Below are 18,039 nucleotides of genomic sequence, written 5' to 3'. Positions count from 1 at the left end.
CGTCGCCGCTTCCGGGAACAGCCCAAAGCGTGACGCAACGTATCGACGACTACGCCCTCATCGGCGATCTCCAGACCGCCGCGCTCGTCGGCCGCGACGGATCGGTCGACTGGCTGTGTCTGCCCCGCTTCGACTCGGCCGCCTGCTTCGCCGCGATCCTCGGCGACGAGGACAACGGCCACTGGCGGATCGCGCCCAAGGGTGCCACGACCTGCTCCACACGCCGGTACGCCGAGGACTCCCTCGTCCTGGAGACCTACTGGGAGACCCGTACGGGCACCGTCAAGGTCGTCGACTTCATGCCGCAGCGGGACGAGGCCCCGGAACTGATGCGGATCGTGGAGGGCGTCAGCGGCACCGTCGAGATGAGCGGCGTCCTGCGGCTCCGCTTCGACTACGGCTCGATCGTGCCCTGGATGCGCCGCGCCGACGGCCACCGGGTCGCGGTCGCCGGGCCGGACGCGGTCTGGCTGCGCAGCGAGCCGCCCGTGAAGACCTGGGGCCAGCAGTTCTCCACCTGCTCCTCGTTCACCGTCTCCGCCGGCGAGAAGGTCGCGTTCGTGCTGACCTGGCATCCCTCGCACGAGCCGCGCCCCGACCTCGTCGACCCCCACGAGGCACTGGAGCAGTCCCTCGCGGACTGGCGGGAGTGGTCGGACCGCTGCACCTACCGGGGCCCGTACCGGGAGACGGTGCTGCGCTCCCTGATCACCCTCAAGGCCCTCACCTACGCCCCGACCGGCGGCATCATGGCCGCGCCCACCACCTCCCTGCCGGAGGAGGTCGGCGGCGTACGGAACTGGGACTACCGCGCCTGCTGGCTGCGCGACTCCTCCCTCACCCTCGGCGCGCTGCTCGCCGCCGGGTACGTCGACGAGGCGAGCGCCTGGCGGGACTGGCTGCTCCGCTCGGTCGCCGGCGACCCGGCCGACCTGCAGATCATGTACGGGCCCGCCGGGGAGCGCCGGCTCCCCGAGACCACCCTGCCGTGGCTGCGTGGCTACGCCGACTCGGCGCCGGTACGGACCGGGAACGCGGCCGTGGACCAGTTCCAGCTCGATGTGTACGGCGAGGTCATGGACTCGTTCCACCGCGCGCGTGAGGCCGGGATCCCGGCGGAGCCGCACGCCTGGAACCTCCAGCTGAGCCTGCTCGGCTTCCTGGAGTCGACCTGGCGCGAGCCCGACGAGGGGCTGTGGGAGGTGCGCGGGCCGCGACGGCACTTCACCCACTCGAAGGTGATGGCCTGGGTGGCCGCCGACCGGGCGGTGCGCGCCCTGGAGGCGGACCCGTCGCTGCCGGGGGACGCGGCACGGTGGCGGACGATGCGGGACGAGATCCACGCCCAGGTGTGCGCCCGGTCCTACGACCCGGCCCGGAACACCTTCACCCAGTCGTACGGCTCCCAGGAACTGGACGCCGCGACCCTGCTCATCCCGCAGGTCGGCTTCCTGCCGCCGGACGACCCCCGGGTGCTGGGCACGGTGGAGGCGGTGCAGGCGGAGCTGATGCACGGCGGCTACCTGCGCCGCTACAGCACCGCGTCGGGGGCGGTGGACGGCCTCCCGGGGCAGGAGGGCACCTTCCTGGTCTGCTCCTTCTGGCTCGCGGACGCGCTCCGGCTGTGCGGCCGGCGCGAGGAGGCCCGCGCGCTCTTCGAACGCCTCGTGGCCCTCTGCAACGACGTGGGCCTCCTGGCGGAGGAGTACGACCCGGTGACCGACCGCCAGCTGGGCAACTTCCCGCAGGCCTTCAGCCACATCGGCCTGGTGGGCACGGCGCTCGCACTGGCAGCGGAGGATCAGGACCCGGCAGGATAGGTCCATGGATCTTGGGATGAAGGACCGTGTGTACGTGGTGACCGGGGCGACGCGGGGGCTCGGGCGGGCCTCCGCCGAGGCACTGCTCGCCGAGGGGGCCAAGGTGCTCGTCACCGGCCGCGAGGAGAAGACCGTCGCGGAGGCCGTGGCCGAACTGGGGCCGGGCGCGGCGGGCATCGCCGCGGACAACACCGACCCGGAGACGCCGGCGCGGCTCATCGCCGAGGCGCGTGCGCGGTTCGGAGGCTTCGACGGCATCCTCATCAGCGTCGGCGGGCCGGCGCCCGGCTTCGCGGCCGACAACACCGACGAGGAGTGGGCCGCCGCCTTCGACACCGTGTTCCTCGGGGCCGTACGGCTGGCCCGCGCGGCCGCCGAGACGCTCGGCGAGGGCGGTGTCATCGGCTTCGTGCTGTCCGGCTCGGTCCACGAGCCGATCCCCGGTCTGACCATCTCCAACGGTCTGCGTCCGGGTCTCGCGGGCTTCGCGAAGTCCCTCGCCAACGACCTGGGCCCGCGCGGGGTGCGCGTGATCGGCCTGCTGCCCAGCCGGATCGACACCGACCGGGTGCGGTTCCTGGACTCCCTCTCCGGCGACGCGGACGCGTCCCGCGCGGCCAACGAGTCCACCATCCCGCTGCGCCGCTACGGCACCCCGGAGGAGTTCGGGCGGACGGCGGCGTTCCTGCTGTCGCCGGCCGCCTCGTACCTCACGGGTCTGATGCTCCCGGTGGACGGCGGGGCGCGCGCCGAGTTCTGACCCCGGGGAACCTCAGGTGACCCTGCGGGCCCGGTGCTTGACGGCCCGCAGGCGTGCCTCGGTGGGCAGGGCGGGCAGGCCCGTGGACGTCCGCGCGTGGGCCAGGGCCTGGGTGCTGAGCGTGGTCAGCGCGGCCGCCGGGGAGGCGTACGGCTCCAGGAGGAGCCGTACGCGGGTGCGGGGGGTGGCCCGGCGGCCCGTGAGGGCGACCCGGGCCTTGGCCACGCCTTCCTGGGCGGTGGCGTCCGCCTCGAGGACGCCCTCCAGGGCCCGGCCGCGCAGGACGACCACCTCGCCGTCGCCGCTGTCGACGACGACCTCGGCGAGCCTGGCCCGGCGGAACTGGACGAGCAGCCACCACAGGGCGAGCAGCACGACGAGCCCGAGGACCGCGATGACCACCGGCCACCACCAGCCCTCGTCGCGCCAGCGCTGCCGGTCGGCGGCGGACAGCAGCACGTCCGAGGGGCCCGACCAGGGCCACCAGGACGGTACGGACAGATCGAGGGAGGCGGCGAGGACTCCCCCGCCGCCGAGGACGAGCAGCAGCCCGGCGAGACCGAGCAGGACGCGGTTGACGCGCCGGAGGACGACCGTCACCGGGGCACCTCTTCGTGGCTCATGGCTCACGCCTTCCTGGGCGGCCGGGCCACCCGTACCGTCAGCGCGGGCGGGTGGGCGAGGGCCAGTTCGTCGACGCCCGCGGCGAGGGCCGTCTCCACGTCGGCGCGGACCTCGTCGAGCGCCCGGAAGTGCGAGACGGCCTTGACCGCCACCTTGGCGCGGCCCACCCGGACCCGGACGGACTGCACGCCGGAGACCTCCATGGCACGGTCCCGCAGGGCCAGGGCCGCGGCCTCCCGGTCGAGTCCGGCCCGTACGTCGGCGTGTTCGCGGCGCATGGGGAGGACGGCGCGCAGACCGGGGGTCGCGGCGAGGGTCAGGAGCCAGAGGCCGAGGACCACCGCGACCGCCGCGCCGACGACGACCCAGGTGTCGTCGAGCGGCCGGGTCGCGAGGCCGTCGGCGAGTTCCCGCCGCCAGGCCATGGCGGTGCGGTCGGCCCGTACGGCGGCCACGTCGTAGAGCAGGAGCCCGGCCCCGCCGAGGACGAGCGCCGCGAGCACGGCGGCGGGGATGCGGCGGACCGACCAGAAGCGGCGGACGCGGGACGCGGGGTCGGGCCGGGGGCCGGAGCCGGGGTCGGCATCGGTGAGGACGGGGACGCCGCCGGAGCGGGACCCGGAAGGCGAGCGGGGGTGGGAGCCGCGAGGCGCGTCGGAGGCGCCGCCGCGGGCCCGGGTCGGCTCGTCGCCGGGGGCCGGGGCGGGCTCGTGGTCGGGGAACGGTTCGGGAGGCGTCGTCATGACAGGCGGCCCCTCGGGCCGGACTGCCGGGTGAGCGCGGAGTGGAGGTGCTCCACCTGCACGGTGACCTCGTGGACCTCCATGCCCACGAGCTCCTCCACGCGGGCGCGCACCCGGCTCCGGACGGCCCCGCACCGGGCCCCGACGTCGGTGGGGTAGTCGAGGTCGAGGCTCACCGCGACCCGGGCGACGTCCCGGTGGACGACGACCGAGGCGTGCGGCTTCGATCCGCCCCTGGGTGCGGGGCCCGCGGCCTCCCTGGCCGCCTGGGCGGCGATCTTCGCCACCACCCGGTCGGCGATCGAGGTGGCACCCCGGTCGCGTACCGGGTCCGGAGAGACCAGATCGGTTGCCACCCCCGGTCACCGCCGCCGGTCGCCGCGGTCGCGGCCCCGGAACAGATCGCCGGGTTCGATGTCGCCGTCGAGGAAGCGGCCGGCCACGAAGCCGATCGCCCCCAAGGCCGCGACCAGTACAAACGCTCCGAAACCGCCGAAGTATCCGGCGAAGCCGAGAGCCATGCCGGCCACCAGGCCGACCACCGCCATGCTCATTCCTGACCCCTTTCCGAGTCCTCCTGAGCCACCTGTGCGCCGTCGTCAGCGACTACTGGAGCCGTGACTCCGGCTCTTCGTCCTCTTCGTCCGGCAGCTTCACGTCACTGACCGCGATGTTGACCTCGACGACTTCGAGCCCGGTCATCCGCTCCACGGCCGCGATGACGTTCTCCCGGACGTCGCCGGCGACGTCCGCGATGGAGACGCCGTAGTCGACGACGATCTCCAGGTCGAGCGCGGTCTGCACCTCGCCGACCTCGGCCTTCACCCCGCGCGTGGCGTTCGACTTGGCGCCGCCCCCGCCGGGTACCCGGTCGCGTACGGCACCGAAGGTGCGGGAGAGACCGCTGCCCATCGCGTGCACGCCCACGACGTCGCGCGCGGCGAGACCGGCGATCTTCTCGACGACGCCGTCGGCGATCGTGGTCCGGCCCCGGGAGGCCGGGTCTCCGCCGCCCCGCTTGGTGACCGAGGTGCGGCGCGGCCCGTCGGCCGCAGGGTCGCTGGAATGAGTGGTGTCCGTCATCAGATTTCGCCCCTTCTGGGTTATTTCGGGGTTCTTTGCCCACACTAAGGGCGGTTCCCCGGTCCCGCCCCGGGGATACGGCAGGCTGGGGCGATGACGACTGCTGAGAATTGGACGGCGGCGGTGCGGGACCACCTCTCACCGGGCAGGCTTCTGCCGCTCGGAACGGCGGCGGAACGGGCCTGGATCACCGAGCGGGCGGTGCGCGAGGAACTCGGCCGGGCTGCCTCGGCCGTACGGGGGGTGGTGCCCGGCAGCCTGCGGATCGGACCGGCGGACGCACCCGAGGATCCGGAATCGGGCGCCCTGCTGGTCACGGCCTCGTTCGGCGCGGTCGCCGGGCGCCCCCTGCCGGAGCTCGTCGAGGAGCTGCGGGTGGCGCTGCTCGCCGCGGCCGAGAGCGGGCTCGGTCTGGTGGTCGACGCGGTGGACCTGCGGGTGGCGGAGCTGCTCGACACGGCGCCGCCGGAGCCGGACGCCGGCGCCGCTCCCCCGCCCGGCCCGACCTCGCCGGCGACGGACGACCCCGTGGCGCTCGCCGCGCTCGCGGTGGCGGGGGTCGCGGCGGTGACGGACACGGTGGGTCCGCCCGTGCGCCGGGGGCCCGACGGGGTGCGGGTGGAACTGGCCGTGACGGCCGGGGCCCGCCCCCGGGACGTGGCCCGCGCGGTGCGCACGGCGGTGACCGCGGTCGTCCCGGAGGACGCCGCGGTCACGGTCGTGGTGTCGGACCTGCGCTAGGACAGGCGCGCGCGGGCAGGCACGTGAGGGAAGGCGTCAGTCGCCGAGGCCCGCGAGGTCGCGCAGACGGCGGGCCTGGGCGGCGCGCTCGGCGACGCGCTGCTCCTCGTACGAGCGGCCGGAGACGCCCTGGAGGAGCGCCTTGGTCTCGGTGACCGCGTCGCGCGGCGCCGCGAGCAGGGCGGCGCCGAGGTCCCGTACCGCCGCGTCGAGCTCGTCGGCGGGCACGGACAGGTTGGCGAGTCCGATGCGCTCGGCCTCCTCCGCGTGGACGAAGCGGCCGGTGGCGCAGATCTCCAGCGCCCGGGCGGAGCCGACGAGCGAGACGAGCGGGTGCGTCCCGGTCAGGTCCGGGACGAGGCCCAGGCTGGTCTCGCGCATGGCGAACTGCACGTCCTCGGCGACGACCCGCAGGTCGCAGGCGAGAGCGAGCTGGAAGCCCGCGCCGATGGCGTGCCCCTGGACGGCCGCGATCGACACGAGGTCGCTGCGGCGCCACCAGGTGAACGCCTCCTGGTACTCGGCGATGACCGCGTCGAGGTCCGCGTCGGAACCGCGCGCGAGATCGAGGAAGGACGGCTCTCCGTCGAAGCCCTCGGGCGTGAACGCCTGCCGGTCGAGTCCGGCGGAGAAGGACTGTCCCTCGCCGCGCAGGACGACGACCCGCACGCTGCCGGGCAACGACCGGCCGGCTTCTGTCAACGCCCGCCACAGAGCGGGAGACTGAGCGTTGCGCTTCGCCGGATTGGTCAGGGTCACCGTGGCAACGGCGTCCTCGACGGTGAGCCGTACACCGTCCTTGTCGAATACGAGCTCAGAGTCGTCGAGCGTAGTCATGGGGCGCCTCCGGTTACGGTGCAGCACACTGCATGCGAAATGCTAAGTGACTGCACAGTAACCACCTGGCCGGCACGGTGGCCGACCGGGTGGCCACCGGGGATCCGGTGGCCCGGTCGAGGCGTCCTATGTCAGGCCGAGGCGGCTTTCTTGCCCCGGGTCGCTCCGCCGCGTCCACGCAGCGTGACTCCGGACTCGCTGAGCATCCGGTGGACGAATCCGTAGGAGCGGCCCGTTTCCTCGGCCAGCGCCCGGATACTCGCACCGGAGTCGTACTTCTTCTTCAGGTCTGCCGCGAGCTTGTCGCGCGCGGCGCCGGTCACCCGGCTGCCCTTCTTCAGAGTCTCGGCCACCCGTGCCTCCTCATGGGAAGTGCGCTCTGGACTTCTCATGATCACCCCTCCCGTGCGTCCTGGCCACCCATTCGACAAGGTCCATGCCGCCGGGTTTGTGGACGGGCGCGCGTTCGACACGAACGGAAGCCCATATTCCGCTGGGCCGGAAACCGGGCTCCGGGGCACCCTGCGCGGGAATCAGCAGGTCAGCGATACAGGGGGAACACACGTGCGGCGCGGGTCTGCCGGAAGGATTCGGCAGAGCACCGCGCCGGGGTGTACGAGACGCCCTCACTCAGATGAAGGATCACCCGTGGGCCGAATGATCCAGCCGGGCATGATCACCCGGTCCTCTCCGGGTCAGGCGAGCGCGACCAGGTCCGCGTAGTCCGGGCCCCACAGGTCCTCGACGCCGTCCGGGAGCAGGATGATCCGCTCCGGCTCCAGCGCGTCGACCGCGCCCTCGTCGTGGGTGACGAGGACGACGGCGCCCTTGTAGGTCCGCAGGGCCCCGAGGATCTCCTCGCGGCTGGCCGGGTCCAGGTTGTTGGTGGGCTCGTCGAGGAGCAGCACGTTCGCCGAGGAGACGACCAGGGTGGCCAGGGCCAGACGGGTCTTCTCACCGCCGGAGAGCACCCCGGCCGGCTTGTCGACGTCGTCACCGGAGAACAGGAAGGAGCCGAGCGTCTTGCGGACCTGGACGAGGTCGAGGTCCGGCGCGGCCGAGCGCATGTTCTCCAGGACGCTGCGCTCGGGGTCGAGCGTCTCGTGCTCCTGGGCGTAGTAGCCGAGCTTGAGACCGTGGCCCGGGGTCACCTCTCCGGTGTCGGGCTTCTCGGCGCCGGCGAGCAGCCGGAGCAGCGTGGTCTTGCCCGCGCCGTTGAGGCCGAGGATGACGACGCGTGAGCCCTTGTCGATCGCGAGATCCACATCGGTGAAGATTTCGAGCGAACCGTAGGACTTGGAGAGCCCCTCGGCCGTCAGCGGGGTCTTGCCGCAGGGCGCGGGGTCGGGGAAGCGGAGCTTGGCGACCTTGTCGGAGGCGCGCACCGCCTCCAGGCCGGAGAGCAGTCGCTCGGCGCGCTTGGCCATGTTCTGCGCGGCCACGGTCTTGGTGGCCTTGGCGCGCATCTTGTCGGCCTGCGAGTTGAGGGCGGCGGCCTTCTTCTCGGCGTTCTGGCGCTCGCGCTTGCGGCGCTTCTCGTCGGCCTCGCGCTGCTGCTGGTACAGCTTCCAGCCCATGTTGTAGACGTCGATCGTGGAGCGGTTGGCGTCCAGGTAGAAGACCTTGTTGACCACGGTCTCGACGAGGTCGACGTCGTGGGAGATCACGATGAAGCCGCCGCGATAGCTCTTCAGGTAGTCCCGGAGCCAGACGATGGAGTCGGCGTCGAGGTGGTTGGTCGGCTCGTCGAGGAGGAGCGTGTCGGCGTCCGAGAAGAGGATCCGGGCGAGCTCGACGCGGCGGCGCTGACCACCGGAGAGGGTGTGCAGCGGCTGGCCGAGGACCCGGTCGGGCAGGCCCAGGGCGGCGGCGATGGTGGAGGCCTCGGCCTCGGCCGCGTATCCGCCCTTGGTCAGGAACTCGGTCTCCTGGCGCTCGTACTGCCGCATGGCCTTGTCGCGGGTGGCGCCGGCGCCGGTGGCGATGCGCTCCTCGTTCATCCGCATCTTCTTGAGGAGGACGTCGAGGCCGCGGGCGGAGAGGATGCGGTCGCGGGCCAGGACGTCGAGGTCGCCGGTGCGGGGGTCCTGCGGGAGGTAGCCGACCTCGCCGGAGCGGGCGATCTGGCCGGCGGCCGGGACGCCCTCGCCCGCGAGGCACTTGGTGAGCGTGGTCTTGCCCGCTCCGTTGCGACCGACGAGGCCGATGCGGTCGCCCTTGGCGACACGGAAGGAAGCGGACTCGATGAGGACTCGGGCGCCGGCGCGCAGCTCGATGCCGGAAGCGGTGATCACGGACAGACTCCAGGGCGATGGGAAACGGCGGAAGGACGGCTGGTGAAGGGCTTCGACGCCGCTAATGCACGGGGAGAATGGCCATACGGCCAGTCTAACGGGCCCCTGCAACTGCTTTTCGGCCATGAGGGTGCCCCGGGGCGCGATCGGAGCTTTCTCACATAACCGCCATTGCTTGAACAAAAGGGGCGAGGGGTGATGGATCGACCGATACTCGGCGCAGGGCGGCGGCCACTGCCGCGGCAGTGACGCGGAGGGCGGTGGACCGTGCAGTTCGACGACGACGCCGATCTGGACACCTCGGAGGTCAAGGACGTCCGGGGCAGTCGGATCCCGGGCGGCAAGGCGACCGTCGGCGGCGGCATCATCGGCTTCATCGCCCTGATCCTGGGCCTGTTCCTCGGGGTCGGGCCGGACCAGCTCGGACTCTCCTCGGGCGGCGACGAGCCGGTGGCCAGCTCGTCGGGGGCCGCCCAGGTGGCACAGACCTGCAAGAAGGGTTCGGACGCCAACACCCGCGAGGACTGCCGGATCGTCGCCGTCGTCAACAGCGTCCAGGACTTCTGGCGGAGCGAGTACACGCGCCGCGGCGGCACGTACGGGAACGCCGCCACCGTGATGTTCAGCCAGCGGGTCCCGACCGCCTGCGGCTCGGCGACCTCCGCGGTGGGGCCCTTCTACTGCCCCGGCGACCGGCAGGTCTATCTGGACCTGGGCTTCTTCGACGAGCTGCGCACCACGTTCGGATCGAGCGGCGGGCCCTTCGCCCAGGCGTACGTGGTGGCGCACGAGTACGGCCACCACATCCAGAACCTGATGGGCACCCTGAGCCGGGCCCAGGACGGGCGGACCGGCGCGAACTCCAACGCCGTGCGGGTCGAGCTCCAGGCCGACTGCTACGCGGGCGTGTGGGCCCGGCACGCCACGACCACGCCCGACGACCGCACGGGCCGGCCGCTGCTCACCCAGCTGACGGACGAGGACATCAGGGACGGCCTGGACGCGGCGGCCGCCGTGGGCGACGACCGGATCCAGGAGAGGTTCCAGGGCCGGGTGACCCCGGAGAACTGGACCCACGGCTCCGCGGCCCAGCGCCAGCAGTGGTTCTACGAGGGCTACCGGACGGGTGACATGGCCCGGTGCAACACCTTCCGCTGATTGCCGACGGGGACTGCCAGACTGAGACCTGGGTCACATTCGACTGAATCGAGAGGAAGTGATCGGGATGGCTGAGGCTCCCCACATCTGTCCGACGCTGACGTACGAGGACGCGAAGGCGGCGATCAGCCTGCTCACGGAGGGCTTCGGCTTCCGGGCGGACGCCGTGTACGAGACCGAGGACGGGCGCGTGGCGCACGCCGAGCTGTCGTACGGGAACGGCGTGGTGATGCTGGGCAGCAAGGGCACCGGCAGCGAGTTCGACAAGCTGATGGCCGACGCCGGCCCGGTCGGTGTGTTCGTGCACGTGGACGACGTCGACGAGCACCACGCACGGGCGATGGCCCACGGCGTCGAGATCGTGATGCCGCCCAAGGACCAGGAGTACGGCTCGCGGGACTACATGGCGCGGGACGCCGAGGGCAACATCTGGAGCTTCGGGACGTACACCCCCGGCGCCGCGGAGTAGCCGGGCGCCGGGGGACGGAGGTTCTGCCCTTCGGGGTCCCCGGGCGGGGATCCCGTCACGCTCCCCCGGTGTGGACCTGGAAGGCCGCCCGGCGGACGGCCTTGGCCAGCGCCGGGTCCGGGTGGGCGGCGGCGAGGGCGACCAGGACCTGGACGGTACGGGGGTGGCCGACGGCCCTGATCTCGTCGAGGAGCGCCGGGACGGTGCCCTGCACGGCGGAGTCGAGGTGCCGGACGAGCAGCTCGCTCTCCCCGTGGTCGGCGACGGCGGCGGCCGTGTCCACCCAGAGCCAGGTGGACTCCTCGCGGGTGAGGACCTCCTGGGCGTCGTCGGGGTCGGCGCCCTCGTACTCGGCGAGCCAGAGCAGTGCGTACGGCCGCAGGGAGGGTTCCGCGACGGTGGCCCGGACCTCGGCCTCGGCGGGGGCGCCGACGACCCGGAGCGCCTCGAAGGCGAGCCCGCGCAGCAGCGCGTCCTCGCCGCGGGCGACGGTGAGGAGTTCGGTCACCGCGCTGGAGAGGGTGCGGGCCGCGAGCCAGGCGCGGTACTCGGCGCGGGCGGGGCCGGGGGTGAGCCGGGCGCAGCCGCGGAGCATGTCCTCCGCGGACTGCTCGATGTTCCCGGCGGGGCTCTGCGCGGCGACGCAGATCTGCTCCAGCTTGACCCAGACCGCCCAGTTGCCGAGCGGGGTCAGGGTGGCGTGACGCCCCTCCGCGCCGGGGTCCAGGGTGAGCGCGCCGACGGCCGCCAGGCCTTCGAGCGCCCAGTCGAGCAGGGCCGGGAGCCCGTCGGTGCCGTCGGCGTCGCCGTCGGTGCCGTCGGTGCCGTCGGTGCCGTTCGCGGCGGCGGGTGCGTCGGCGGCTTCGGGGGCCTGCCCGGCAGCGGGGGCCTGCTCGGCCCCCGGGACCTCGCAGCGCTCCTCGCGCAGTTCCTCGACGCGCTGGCCGAGGAGGTCGAGCAGGGCGGGGACGAGGACCGGGCCCTGGGAGAGCTGAAGCAGCGACAGGACCTGCGGAAGGGCCTCGACGACCTCGGCGACGGCGCTCGGCTCGACCCCCTCGGGGGCCGGGTGCACCAGGGACCAGGCGTCGAAGAGGGCGACCCAGCCGCGCAGTACGGCGGAGTCGTCACGGTCCCAGGCGTGCAGCCGCCAGCCGGGGCGGGCGGTGTCGCCGTGGAGCTCGACGAGGCCGGCGAGTCGGGCGCGGTCCCAGCCGGCCCTGATCTGGCCGGGCGTCAGGTCGAGTGCGGCGGCGGCCCGTTCCTGGGCGGGAACGGCTCCGGGGCCGCTGCCGGGTGTCGCTGTGGCGCCGCGCTCGACGGCCGCCCAGCGGGCGATCCGTACGGCGTCGGCGAGGACGTGCCGGGCCTGACGGGCCAGCTCCGCACGGGGCGGAGTGCCCTCGGGCGGCCGCGGCGCCGGCCTGGTGCGCCGGGTCGTCACGGCCCGTCGGGCAGTGGCCAGCGCCCGCGGGCGGACGAGTCGGAGTCTGGAGTTGCGCGCCAATGGTTCATCGGGCTTTCGAGACGTCACGGGGGCAGTCTTCCCGCTGACGGCCCGAAAGCCCAATCGGAATCGGCCGCGCCGTCCCCCGCGCCGTCCGCCGGGCCCTAGAGGAGCGGGGTGAGGAAGCGGCGCAGGGCCTCCTCGTAGCGGACCGGGTCGGCGTTCCACATCGCCGCGTGCGGGGCGTGCCGGACGGCCTGGAGGGTGACCAGATCGGGGCGGCGGGCCGCGAGTTCGACGGATCGCCCCCAGGGGGCGATGGTGTCGTCGGGGCCGTGGAAGAGGAGCACGGGAACGCGCAGCGCTCCCGGCGCGGAGGCCTCCTCGAGGAGGTCGCCGTGCTGTCCGGTCCTGCCCTGGGCGGCGCGGACGGCGAGCGGGAGCAGGGGCGCGGGGACGTGGTGGGCCGCCGCGAGGTTGCGGAGGGTGGCCTCCCAGTCCAGCACGGGCGAGTCGAGGACGACTCCGCTGATCCGGTCGCGCACCCCCGACTCGGCGGCGGCGCGCAGGGCCATCGAGGCCCCTGTCCCCCAGCCGTGCAGCACGACCTTCGAGGCGCCCCGGTGGACGGCGCAGCGGATGGCGGCGTCGACGTCGCGCCACTCGGAGTCGCCGAGGTGGGCGAGGCCGTCCGGAGAGGCGGGTGCTCCCTCGTCGCCCCGGTAGGCGGGGACGAGGACGGGGATCTTGCGGCGGTTGAAGAAGGGGACGACGTTCAGCGGGTGCTCGCGGGTGGTGCCGAGGCCGTGCAGGGCGATCACCCAGGTGGTGCGGGGCGCGGCCACCAGCCAGGCCGGCAGGGGCCCGAGCTCGCCGGGGATCTCGACGTCCTCGTGGGCGAGCCCGAGGGCGCTGATCGGCGTGCCGATGTGCAGCTGGGGGGTGAGGCGGACGCGGGAGCCGGGGCCGAGCACCCCGCGCTCGACGCGTTCCAGGCGCCGGACGACGGTGTCCGCGGTGTGCGGGACCCGGTCGAGGACCGGGCCGACGACGGCGTGCTGTCCGTGCCCCTCCACGCCGTAGGTACCGGGGCGCAGCGAGGCGAGGCTGCGGGTGAGCGTGATCCGTCCGGGGCCCGTGGCGTGCACGGTGAGTTTGGGATCCCCCGGCAGGGGGCGTCCGGACGGCGCCCTGAGGGCGACGTCGCTGGCGTACCGGCCGGCCGCGAACGCGGCCGCGCCGACACCGAGCAGAGTGGTGACGGCCGCTGCCGTCGCTGTAGCCGGGCGCACGCTCCCAGTCTCGGCAGGGTGGGGGCGGACTGCCACCGGTGGGACCCGGACGGCTCCGGGAAGGGGGCGGGAGGAGGGGTGCGGGACGGGGGCTCCGCGCACGGGCCCGTCGACCTCCGGGACCCTCCGGGGAGTGACATGGGTCTCGTCCGCGGGGTCCCCCGGTCGGATGGTTCCGTCCAGGGACCGGAACGGTGTGGTGGAGGAGGAACCGGGGCAGGTCGCATGTGCCCGGTGATGGGCCGGATTACCCGGGGTTGCGGGGTGACCGCATCGTGGACAGTTCGGGGGCCGGAACCGTAACCGGAATCCCTCGACGCCGATTTGGGACACCACAGCGCCCTACCTAGTTCACCTTCCGTTCACCCTGGTTGCTTACGTTCGTCCAGCCACTGACGTCAAACGATTGCCTGGGTAAATGGAACACATCACGCTGCTGCTCGCCATTGTGGTCGTGACAGCTCTCGTGTTCGATTTCACGAACGGTTTCCACGACACCGCGAACGCGATGGCCACGACCATCTCGACCGGTGCTCTCAAGCCGAAGACGGCGGTGGCCATGTCCGCCGTGCTGAACCTCGTCGGCGCGTTCCTGTCCGTGGAGGTCGCCAAGACGATCTCCGGCGGGATCATCAACGAAGAAGGCATTCGTACAGAGGTGATCTTCGCGGCGCTCGTCGGCGCCATCCTCTGGAATCTCCTGACCTGGCTGCTCGGACTTCCGTCCAGCTCCTCCCACGCCCTCTTCGGCGGCCTCATCGGCGCCGCGGTCATGTCGGCCGGCTGGTCGGCCGTGAACGGCCCGACCATCGTCACCAAGGTCCTCATCCCGGCCGTCGCCGCGCCGCTCGTCGCCGGCCTCGCCGCGATGGCCGCCACCAAGCTGACGTACAGGATCAAGGCCAACCCCGAGGCGAAGGCCACGGCCAAGGGCTACCGGGCCGGCCAGATCGCCTCCGCCGGTCTCGTCTCCCTCGCCCACGGCACCAACGACGCGCAGAAGACGATGGGCATCATCACCCTCGCCCTGGTCACCCAGGGTGTCGTCGCCCCCGGCTCGAACCCTCCGCTGTGGGTCATCGTCTCCGCCGGTGTCGCCATCGCGCTCGGCACGTACCTCGGCGGCTGGCGCATCATCCGCACCATGGGCAAGGGCCTCACCGACCTCCAGCCGCAGCAGGGCTTCGCCGCCCAGACCAGCGCCGCGACGGTCATCCTCGCCTCCTCGCACCTGGGCTTCTCGCTCTCCACCACCCAGTCCTGCTCGGGTGCCGTGATGGGCGCCGGTCTCGGCCGCAAGGGCGGCGTCGTCCGCTGGTCGACCGCCACCCGGATGTTCGTCGCCTGGGGTCTGACCCTGCCCGCCGCGGCCGTGGTCGGCGCCGGTGCCGAGTTCCTCACCAAGCAGGGCCCCTGGGGCATCGCCGCCGTCGCGGTCCTGCTGGTCGCCGGCTCGGGCGTCATCTGGTCCCTCTCCCGCCGCAAGCCGGTCGACCACAACAACGTCACCGCCGACGACCTGGACGCCGAGCCCGCGGGCATCGTGACCACCGCCATGGCGGCCGTCACCCCGCCGCCGGCCGCCGGTTCCGTCGCCGCCGTCGCGGACGAGGACCTCAAGACGACCATCCCCGCGCCGGCCCCCACCGACCCGACCGCTCCCCCGGCCCCCGCCGCCGCGGTCTAAGGAACTCACGACATGAAGATCGACTGGGCAGCTCTCGGCTCCGTCTTCGGAGTCAGCCTCGTGGCGACCGTCGCCCTCGTAGGCCTCTTCACCCTCGGCATCGTCGGGCTCACCAAGCAGGAGGAGGCCGCCGCCCGCGGAGGCTCCGCCGCTCCGGCCCGCGCCGCCGCGTACGCCTGCTTCGCCCTGTGCGCGGCAGCCGTCGCGTACGGCATCTACCTGATCGTCGTCTGACGGTCCGAGCGTGACCGGCGGGGCGGTCCGCACCTTCGGGTGCGGACCGCCCCGCCGTCGTGTCTGTGGCGCTTCGCACAGTGACTCGCTGCAGGTCAAGGGTGAGTTGACGGCTGTTCTCGGGCCGTGGTGGACTGCCGAGGCCATTACGGCGGCAGCAGAGGAAGTCCGGTGCGAATCCGGCGCGGTCCCGCCACTGTGACCGGATCCGAGGGGTCCGGGAGTCAGGAACTCTCGCCGCCGGTCACGTCGATCCAGGGCGCGGACCCTGAGTGAGGACATGCGCCATGCCCGGCCGCAGCAGAACCAGCCGCCTCGCCCCGGACGGATTCGCGTACGGAGCGGCCGCGGGTCTCGCCGTCGACCTGCTCATCGGCGATCCCCGCCGCGGACATCCCGTCGCCGCGTTCGGCCGGGCGGCCGCCGCGGTCGAGAACCGCCTCCACCACGACCACCGCGGCTGGGGCGCCCTGCACACCGTCGTCTGCGCCGGCTCCACCGTCGCCCTCGGAGCGCTCGCCGCCCGGGCCGTACGGAACCGTCCGGCCGCCGCCGTCGCCCTGACCGCCGCCTCCGTGTGGGCCGTCGTCGGCGGTACGACCCTGGGGCGGGAGGCCCGCGCGATCGGCGGCGCGCTCGCCGCCGGGGACCTGGACGTCGCCCGGGAGCGGCTGCCGCATCTGTGCGGGCGCGACCCGCAGTCCCTGGACGGACCCGCGATGGCCCGCGCGGTCGTCGAATCGGTCGCCGAGAACACCTCCGACGCCGTGGTCGGCGCCCTGTTCTGGGGCGCGGTCGCGGGCGTACCGGGCCTCGTCGGCTTCCGGGCCGTCAACACCCTGGACGCGATGGTCGGCCACAAGTCGCCGCGCCACCGCCGCTTCGGCTGGGCCTCGGCCCGGCTCGACGACGTGGCAGGCTGGCCCGGGGCGCGGCTGACGGCCGTCCTCGCGACCGTCGCCGGCGGCAACCCGCGCGGTGCGCTGAACGCCTGGCGGGCCGACGCGGCGAAGCACCCCAGCCCCAACGCGGGCCCCGTCGAGGCCTCCTTCGCGGGCGCCCTCGGCATACGTCTCGGGGGCACCCTGTCGTACGGCGGCCGGGTCGAGCACCGGCCGGTGCTCAACGGGGAGGGCCGGGCCGTCGAGGTGACCGACATCGACCGGGCCGTACGCCTGTCGCGCCGGGTCACCGGACTCACTCTGGCCGCCTGTGTGGGCGGCCGGCTGATCATCGGCGCCCTGGCCGCGTCGACCCGGAAGCGGAGGAACGCATGAGGGGTGGGGGACTGCTCGTCGCCGGAACCACGTCCGACGCCGGCAAGAGCGTCGTGACGGCCGGCATCTGCCGCTGGCTGGTCCGCAAGGGGCTGAAGGTGGCGCCGTTCAAGGGGCAGAACATGTCCCTCAACTCCTTCGTCACGAGGGAGGGGGCCGAGATCGGGCGCGCCCAGGCCATGCAGGCGCAGGCGGCGCGGGTGGAACCCACCGCGCTGATGAACCCCGTCCTGCTCAAGCCCGGCAGCGACCGGTCAAGCCAGGTCGTCCTGATGGGCAGGCCGGTCGGTGAACTGAGTGCTCGTGGCTACCACGGGGGGCGGCAGAAGGAGCTCTTCGAGCCGGTCCTCGCGTGCCTGGAGGAGCTGCGGAGCACGTACGACGCCGTGATCTGCGAGGGGGCCGGCAGCCCGGCCGAGATCAACCTGCGGCGGACCGACATCGTGAACATGGGCATCGCGCGGGCCGCGCGGCTGCCCGTGGTCGTGGTCGGCGACATCGACCGGGGCGGGGTCTTCGCCCAGTTCTTCGGCACGACGGCGCTGCTCGCGCCCGAGGACCAGGAGCTGATCGCGGGCTACCTCGTGAACAAGTTCCGCGGTGACGTGACCCTGCTCGAACCGGGCCTCGACATGCTGCACGGGCTCACCGGGCGGCGGACCTTCGGCGTCCTGCCGTACGCCCACGGGCTCGGCATCGACGAGGAGGACGGCCTCCGGGTCTCGCTGCGGGGCGCGGTGCGCGAGTCCGTCGTCGCGCCGCCGGTCGGTGAGGACGTGCTGCGGGTCGCCGTCTGCGCCGTGCCGCTGATGTCCAACTTCACGGACGTGGACGCGCTGGCCGCCGAGCCGGGCGTCGTCGTGCGGTTCGTGGACCGGGCGGAGGAGCTCGTCGACGCGGACCTGGTCGTGGTGCCGGGGACGCGCGGGACGGTCAGGGCGCTCGCCTGGCTGCGGGAGCGCGGGCTGGCCGACGCGCTCGCGCGACGGGCCGCCGAGGGCCGTCCGGTGCTCGGCGTCTGCGGCGGCTTCCAGGTCCTCGGCGAGCACATCGAGGACGAGGTGGAGTCCCGTGCGGGGGCCGTCGACGGGCTCGGGCTGCTGCCCGTCCGGGTGCGGTTCGCGCGCGAGAAGACGCTCGCCCGGCCGGTGGGCTCGGCGCTCGGGGAACGCGTCGAGGGGTACGAGATCCACCACGGCGTCGCGGACGTACGGGGCGGGGAACCGTTCCTCGACGGGTGTCGGGTGGGGTCCGTGTGGGGTACGCACTGGCACGGCTCCCTGGAGAGCGACGGGTTCCGGCGGGCGTTCCTGCGGGAGGTCGCGGCGGCGGCCGGGCGGCGGTTCGTACCGGCGCCCGACACGTCGTTCGGGGCGCTGCGGGAGGAACAGCTGGACCGGCTGGGGGATCTGATCGAGGAGCACGCGGACACGGACGCGCTGCTGCGGTTGATCGAACAGGGCCCGCCGGAGGGGCTGCCGTTCGTACCGCCGGGGGCGCCGTGAGCACCGGATCCCCGCGTCGGCGGGGAGCACACGAGAACTCCGCCCGCAGCCGGGCTGACGGCGGGGCC

19 protein-coding genes and 1 riboswitch are annotated in these 18,039 nt (G+C 73.4%); of the genes, 9 read left to right on the top strand and 10 right to left on the bottom strand.

Annotated features, from left to right (window positions below):
- Window positions 1–29 precede the first annotated feature (29 nt).
- Together ACIP84_RS18820 and ACIP84_RS18815 are read left to right on the top strand one after the other, a co-directional pair.
- On the top strand, window positions 30–1,820 hold the full coding sequence (locus ACIP84_RS18820; RefSeq protein ID WP_401798752.1) for a glycoside hydrolase family 15 protein: 1,791 nt from the start codon (window positions 30–32) through the stop codon (window positions 1,818–1,820).
- A 4-nt stretch (window positions 1,821–1,824) separates the two neighbouring features.
- Window positions 1,825–2,580 carry an SDR family oxidoreductase gene (locus tag ACIP84_RS18815; protein WP_355964937.1) on the top strand — a complete coding sequence of 252 codons (756 nt, stop codon included), beginning with the start codon at window positions 1,825–1,827 and terminating at the stop codon, window positions 2,578–2,580.
- Window positions 2,581–2,592: 12 nt separating this feature from the next.
- On the opposite strand, the gene amaP is transcribed toward ACIP84_RS18815, so the two are convergent.
- The 5 genes from amaP to ACIP84_RS18790 are packed head-to-tail and all read right to left on the bottom strand — an operon-like array spanning window position 2,593 to window position 5,030.
- Entirely contained in the window at window positions 2,593–3,180 is a 588-nt protein-coding gene (amaP, locus tag ACIP84_RS18810) for an alkaline shock response membrane anchor protein AmaP (protein WP_401798750.1), read from the bottom strand.
- 26 nt (window positions 3,181–3,206) lie between these two features.
- Complete coding sequence (locus ACIP84_RS18805) at window positions 3,207–3,947, bottom strand: DUF6286 domain-containing protein (RefSeq protein ID WP_401798748.1); 741 nt, start codon at window positions 3,945–3,947, stop codon at window positions 3,207–3,209.
- Window positions 3,944–4,303 carry an Asp23/Gls24 family envelope stress response protein gene (locus ACIP84_RS18800; RefSeq protein ID WP_401798746.1) on the bottom strand — a complete coding sequence of 120 codons (360 nt, stop codon included), beginning with the start codon at window positions 4,301–4,303 and terminating at the stop codon, window positions 3,944–3,946. The genes ACIP84_RS18805 and ACIP84_RS18800 overlap by 4 nt, the downstream gene beginning before the upstream one ends.
- 6 nt (window positions 4,304–4,309) lie before the next feature.
- The gene (locus ACIP84_RS18795; RefSeq protein WP_401798745.1) at window positions 4,310–4,501 is read right to left on the bottom strand and encodes a hypothetical protein; all 192 of its coding nucleotides are present in this window, start codon (window positions 4,499–4,501) and stop codon (window positions 4,310–4,312) included.
- A gap of 52 nt (window positions 4,502–4,553) precedes the next feature.
- Complete coding sequence (locus ACIP84_RS18790; RefSeq protein WP_355964933.1) at window positions 4,554–5,030, bottom strand: Asp23/Gls24 family envelope stress response protein; 477 nt, start codon at window positions 5,028–5,030, stop codon at window positions 4,554–4,556.
- Window positions 5,031–5,123: 93 nt separating this feature from the next.
- Here ACIP84_RS18790 and ACIP84_RS18785 point away from each other — a divergent pair, with 93 nt between their 5' ends.
- Complete coding sequence (locus ACIP84_RS18785) at window positions 5,124–5,771, top strand: hypothetical protein (protein ID WP_401798743.1); 648 nt, start codon at window positions 5,124–5,126, stop codon at window positions 5,769–5,771.
- Window positions 5,772–5,807: 36 nt separating this feature from the next.
- On the opposite strand, the gene ACIP84_RS18780 is transcribed toward ACIP84_RS18785, so the two are convergent.
- From ACIP84_RS18780 to ACIP84_RS18770, 3 genes are all read right to left on the bottom strand, one after another.
- Complete coding sequence (locus ACIP84_RS18780; protein WP_401798741.1) at window positions 5,808–6,608, bottom strand: enoyl-CoA hydratase/isomerase family protein; 801 nt, start codon at window positions 6,606–6,608, stop codon at window positions 5,808–5,810.
- Between the two features lie 131 nt (window positions 6,609–6,739).
- Window positions 6,740–6,961 (bottom strand): helix-turn-helix domain-containing protein, encoded by a 222-nt coding sequence (locus ACIP84_RS18775; RefSeq protein WP_006123601.1) that lies wholly within the window; start codon window positions 6,959–6,961, stop codon window positions 6,740–6,742.
- 342 nt (window positions 6,962–7,303) lie between these two features.
- Complete coding sequence (locus ACIP84_RS18770) at window positions 7,304–8,902, bottom strand: ABC-F family ATP-binding cassette domain-containing protein (protein WP_355964930.1); 1,599 nt, start codon at window positions 8,900–8,902, stop codon at window positions 7,304–7,306.
- Between the two features lie 267 nt (window positions 8,903–9,169).
- Between ACIP84_RS18770 and ACIP84_RS18765 the strand changes: the two genes are divergently transcribed.
- Together ACIP84_RS18765 and ACIP84_RS18760 are read left to right on the top strand one after the other, a co-directional pair.
- Complete coding sequence (locus tag ACIP84_RS18765; protein ID WP_401798740.1) at window positions 9,170–10,060, top strand: neutral zinc metallopeptidase; 891 nt, start codon at window positions 9,170–9,172, stop codon at window positions 10,058–10,060.
- A 67-nt stretch (window positions 10,061–10,127) separates the two neighbouring features.
- A complete protein-coding gene (locus tag ACIP84_RS18760; RefSeq protein WP_355964928.1) occupies window positions 10,128–10,529 on the top strand; it encodes a VOC family protein in 402 nt (133 codons plus the stop codon).
- A gap of 55 nt (window positions 10,530–10,584) precedes the next feature.
- On the opposite strand, the gene ACIP84_RS18755 is transcribed toward ACIP84_RS18760, so the two are convergent.
- The gene (locus tag ACIP84_RS18755) at window positions 10,585–12,063 is read right to left on the bottom strand and encodes a hypothetical protein (RefSeq protein WP_401798738.1); all 1,479 of its coding nucleotides are present in this window, start codon (window positions 12,061–12,063) and stop codon (window positions 10,585–10,587) included.
- Window positions 12,064–12,140: 77 nt separating this feature from the next.
- Window positions 12,141–13,268 carry a hypothetical protein gene (locus tag ACIP84_RS18750; protein ID WP_355964926.1) on the bottom strand — a complete coding sequence of 376 codons (1,128 nt, stop codon included), beginning with the start codon at window positions 13,266–13,268 and terminating at the stop codon, window positions 12,141–12,143.
- A gap of 418 nt (window positions 13,269–13,686) precedes the next feature.
- On the opposite strand from ACIP84_RS18750, the gene ACIP84_RS18745 reads away from it, so the two are divergent.
- The 4 genes from ACIP84_RS18745 to ACIP84_RS18730 all read left to right on the top strand — a co-directional run bounded on the left by ACIP84_RS18745 (window position 13,687) and on the right by ACIP84_RS18730 (window position 17,971).
- The gene (locus ACIP84_RS18745) at window positions 13,687–14,955 is read left to right on the top strand and encodes an anion permease (RefSeq protein ID WP_401798736.1); all 1,269 of its coding nucleotides are present in this window, start codon (window positions 13,687–13,689) and stop codon (window positions 14,953–14,955) included.
- Between the two features lie 12 nt (window positions 14,956–14,967).
- On the top strand, window positions 14,968–15,189 hold the full coding sequence (locus ACIP84_RS18740) for a hypothetical protein (RefSeq protein ID WP_355964924.1): 222 nt from the start codon (window positions 14,968–14,970) through the stop codon (window positions 15,187–15,189).
- Window positions 15,190–15,310: 121 nt separating this feature from the next.
- Window positions 15,311–15,443: riboswitch (cobalamin riboswitch) on the top strand.
- A gap of 33 nt (window positions 15,444–15,476) precedes the next feature.
- Entirely contained in the window at window positions 15,477–16,466 is a 990-nt protein-coding gene (locus ACIP84_RS18735) for a cobalamin biosynthesis protein (protein ID WP_355964923.1), read from the top strand.
- Entirely contained in the window at window positions 16,463–17,971 is a 1,509-nt protein-coding gene (locus ACIP84_RS18730) for a cobyric acid synthase (protein WP_355964922.1), read from the top strand. Before ACIP84_RS18735 ends, ACIP84_RS18730 begins: the two co-directional genes overlap by 4 nt.
- The last annotated feature ends 68 nt before the right edge of the window (window positions 17,972–18,039 follow it).

Origin of the sequence: Streptomyces sp. NPDC088707 (assembly GCF_044752725.1) — a bacterium.
Taxonomy (GTDB): Bacteria; Actinomycetota; Actinomycetes; order Streptomycetales; family Streptomycetaceae; genus Streptomyces.
Note: the sequence above shows the minus strand (reverse complement) of the source record. Positions and strands in the feature narration are given on the sequence as shown.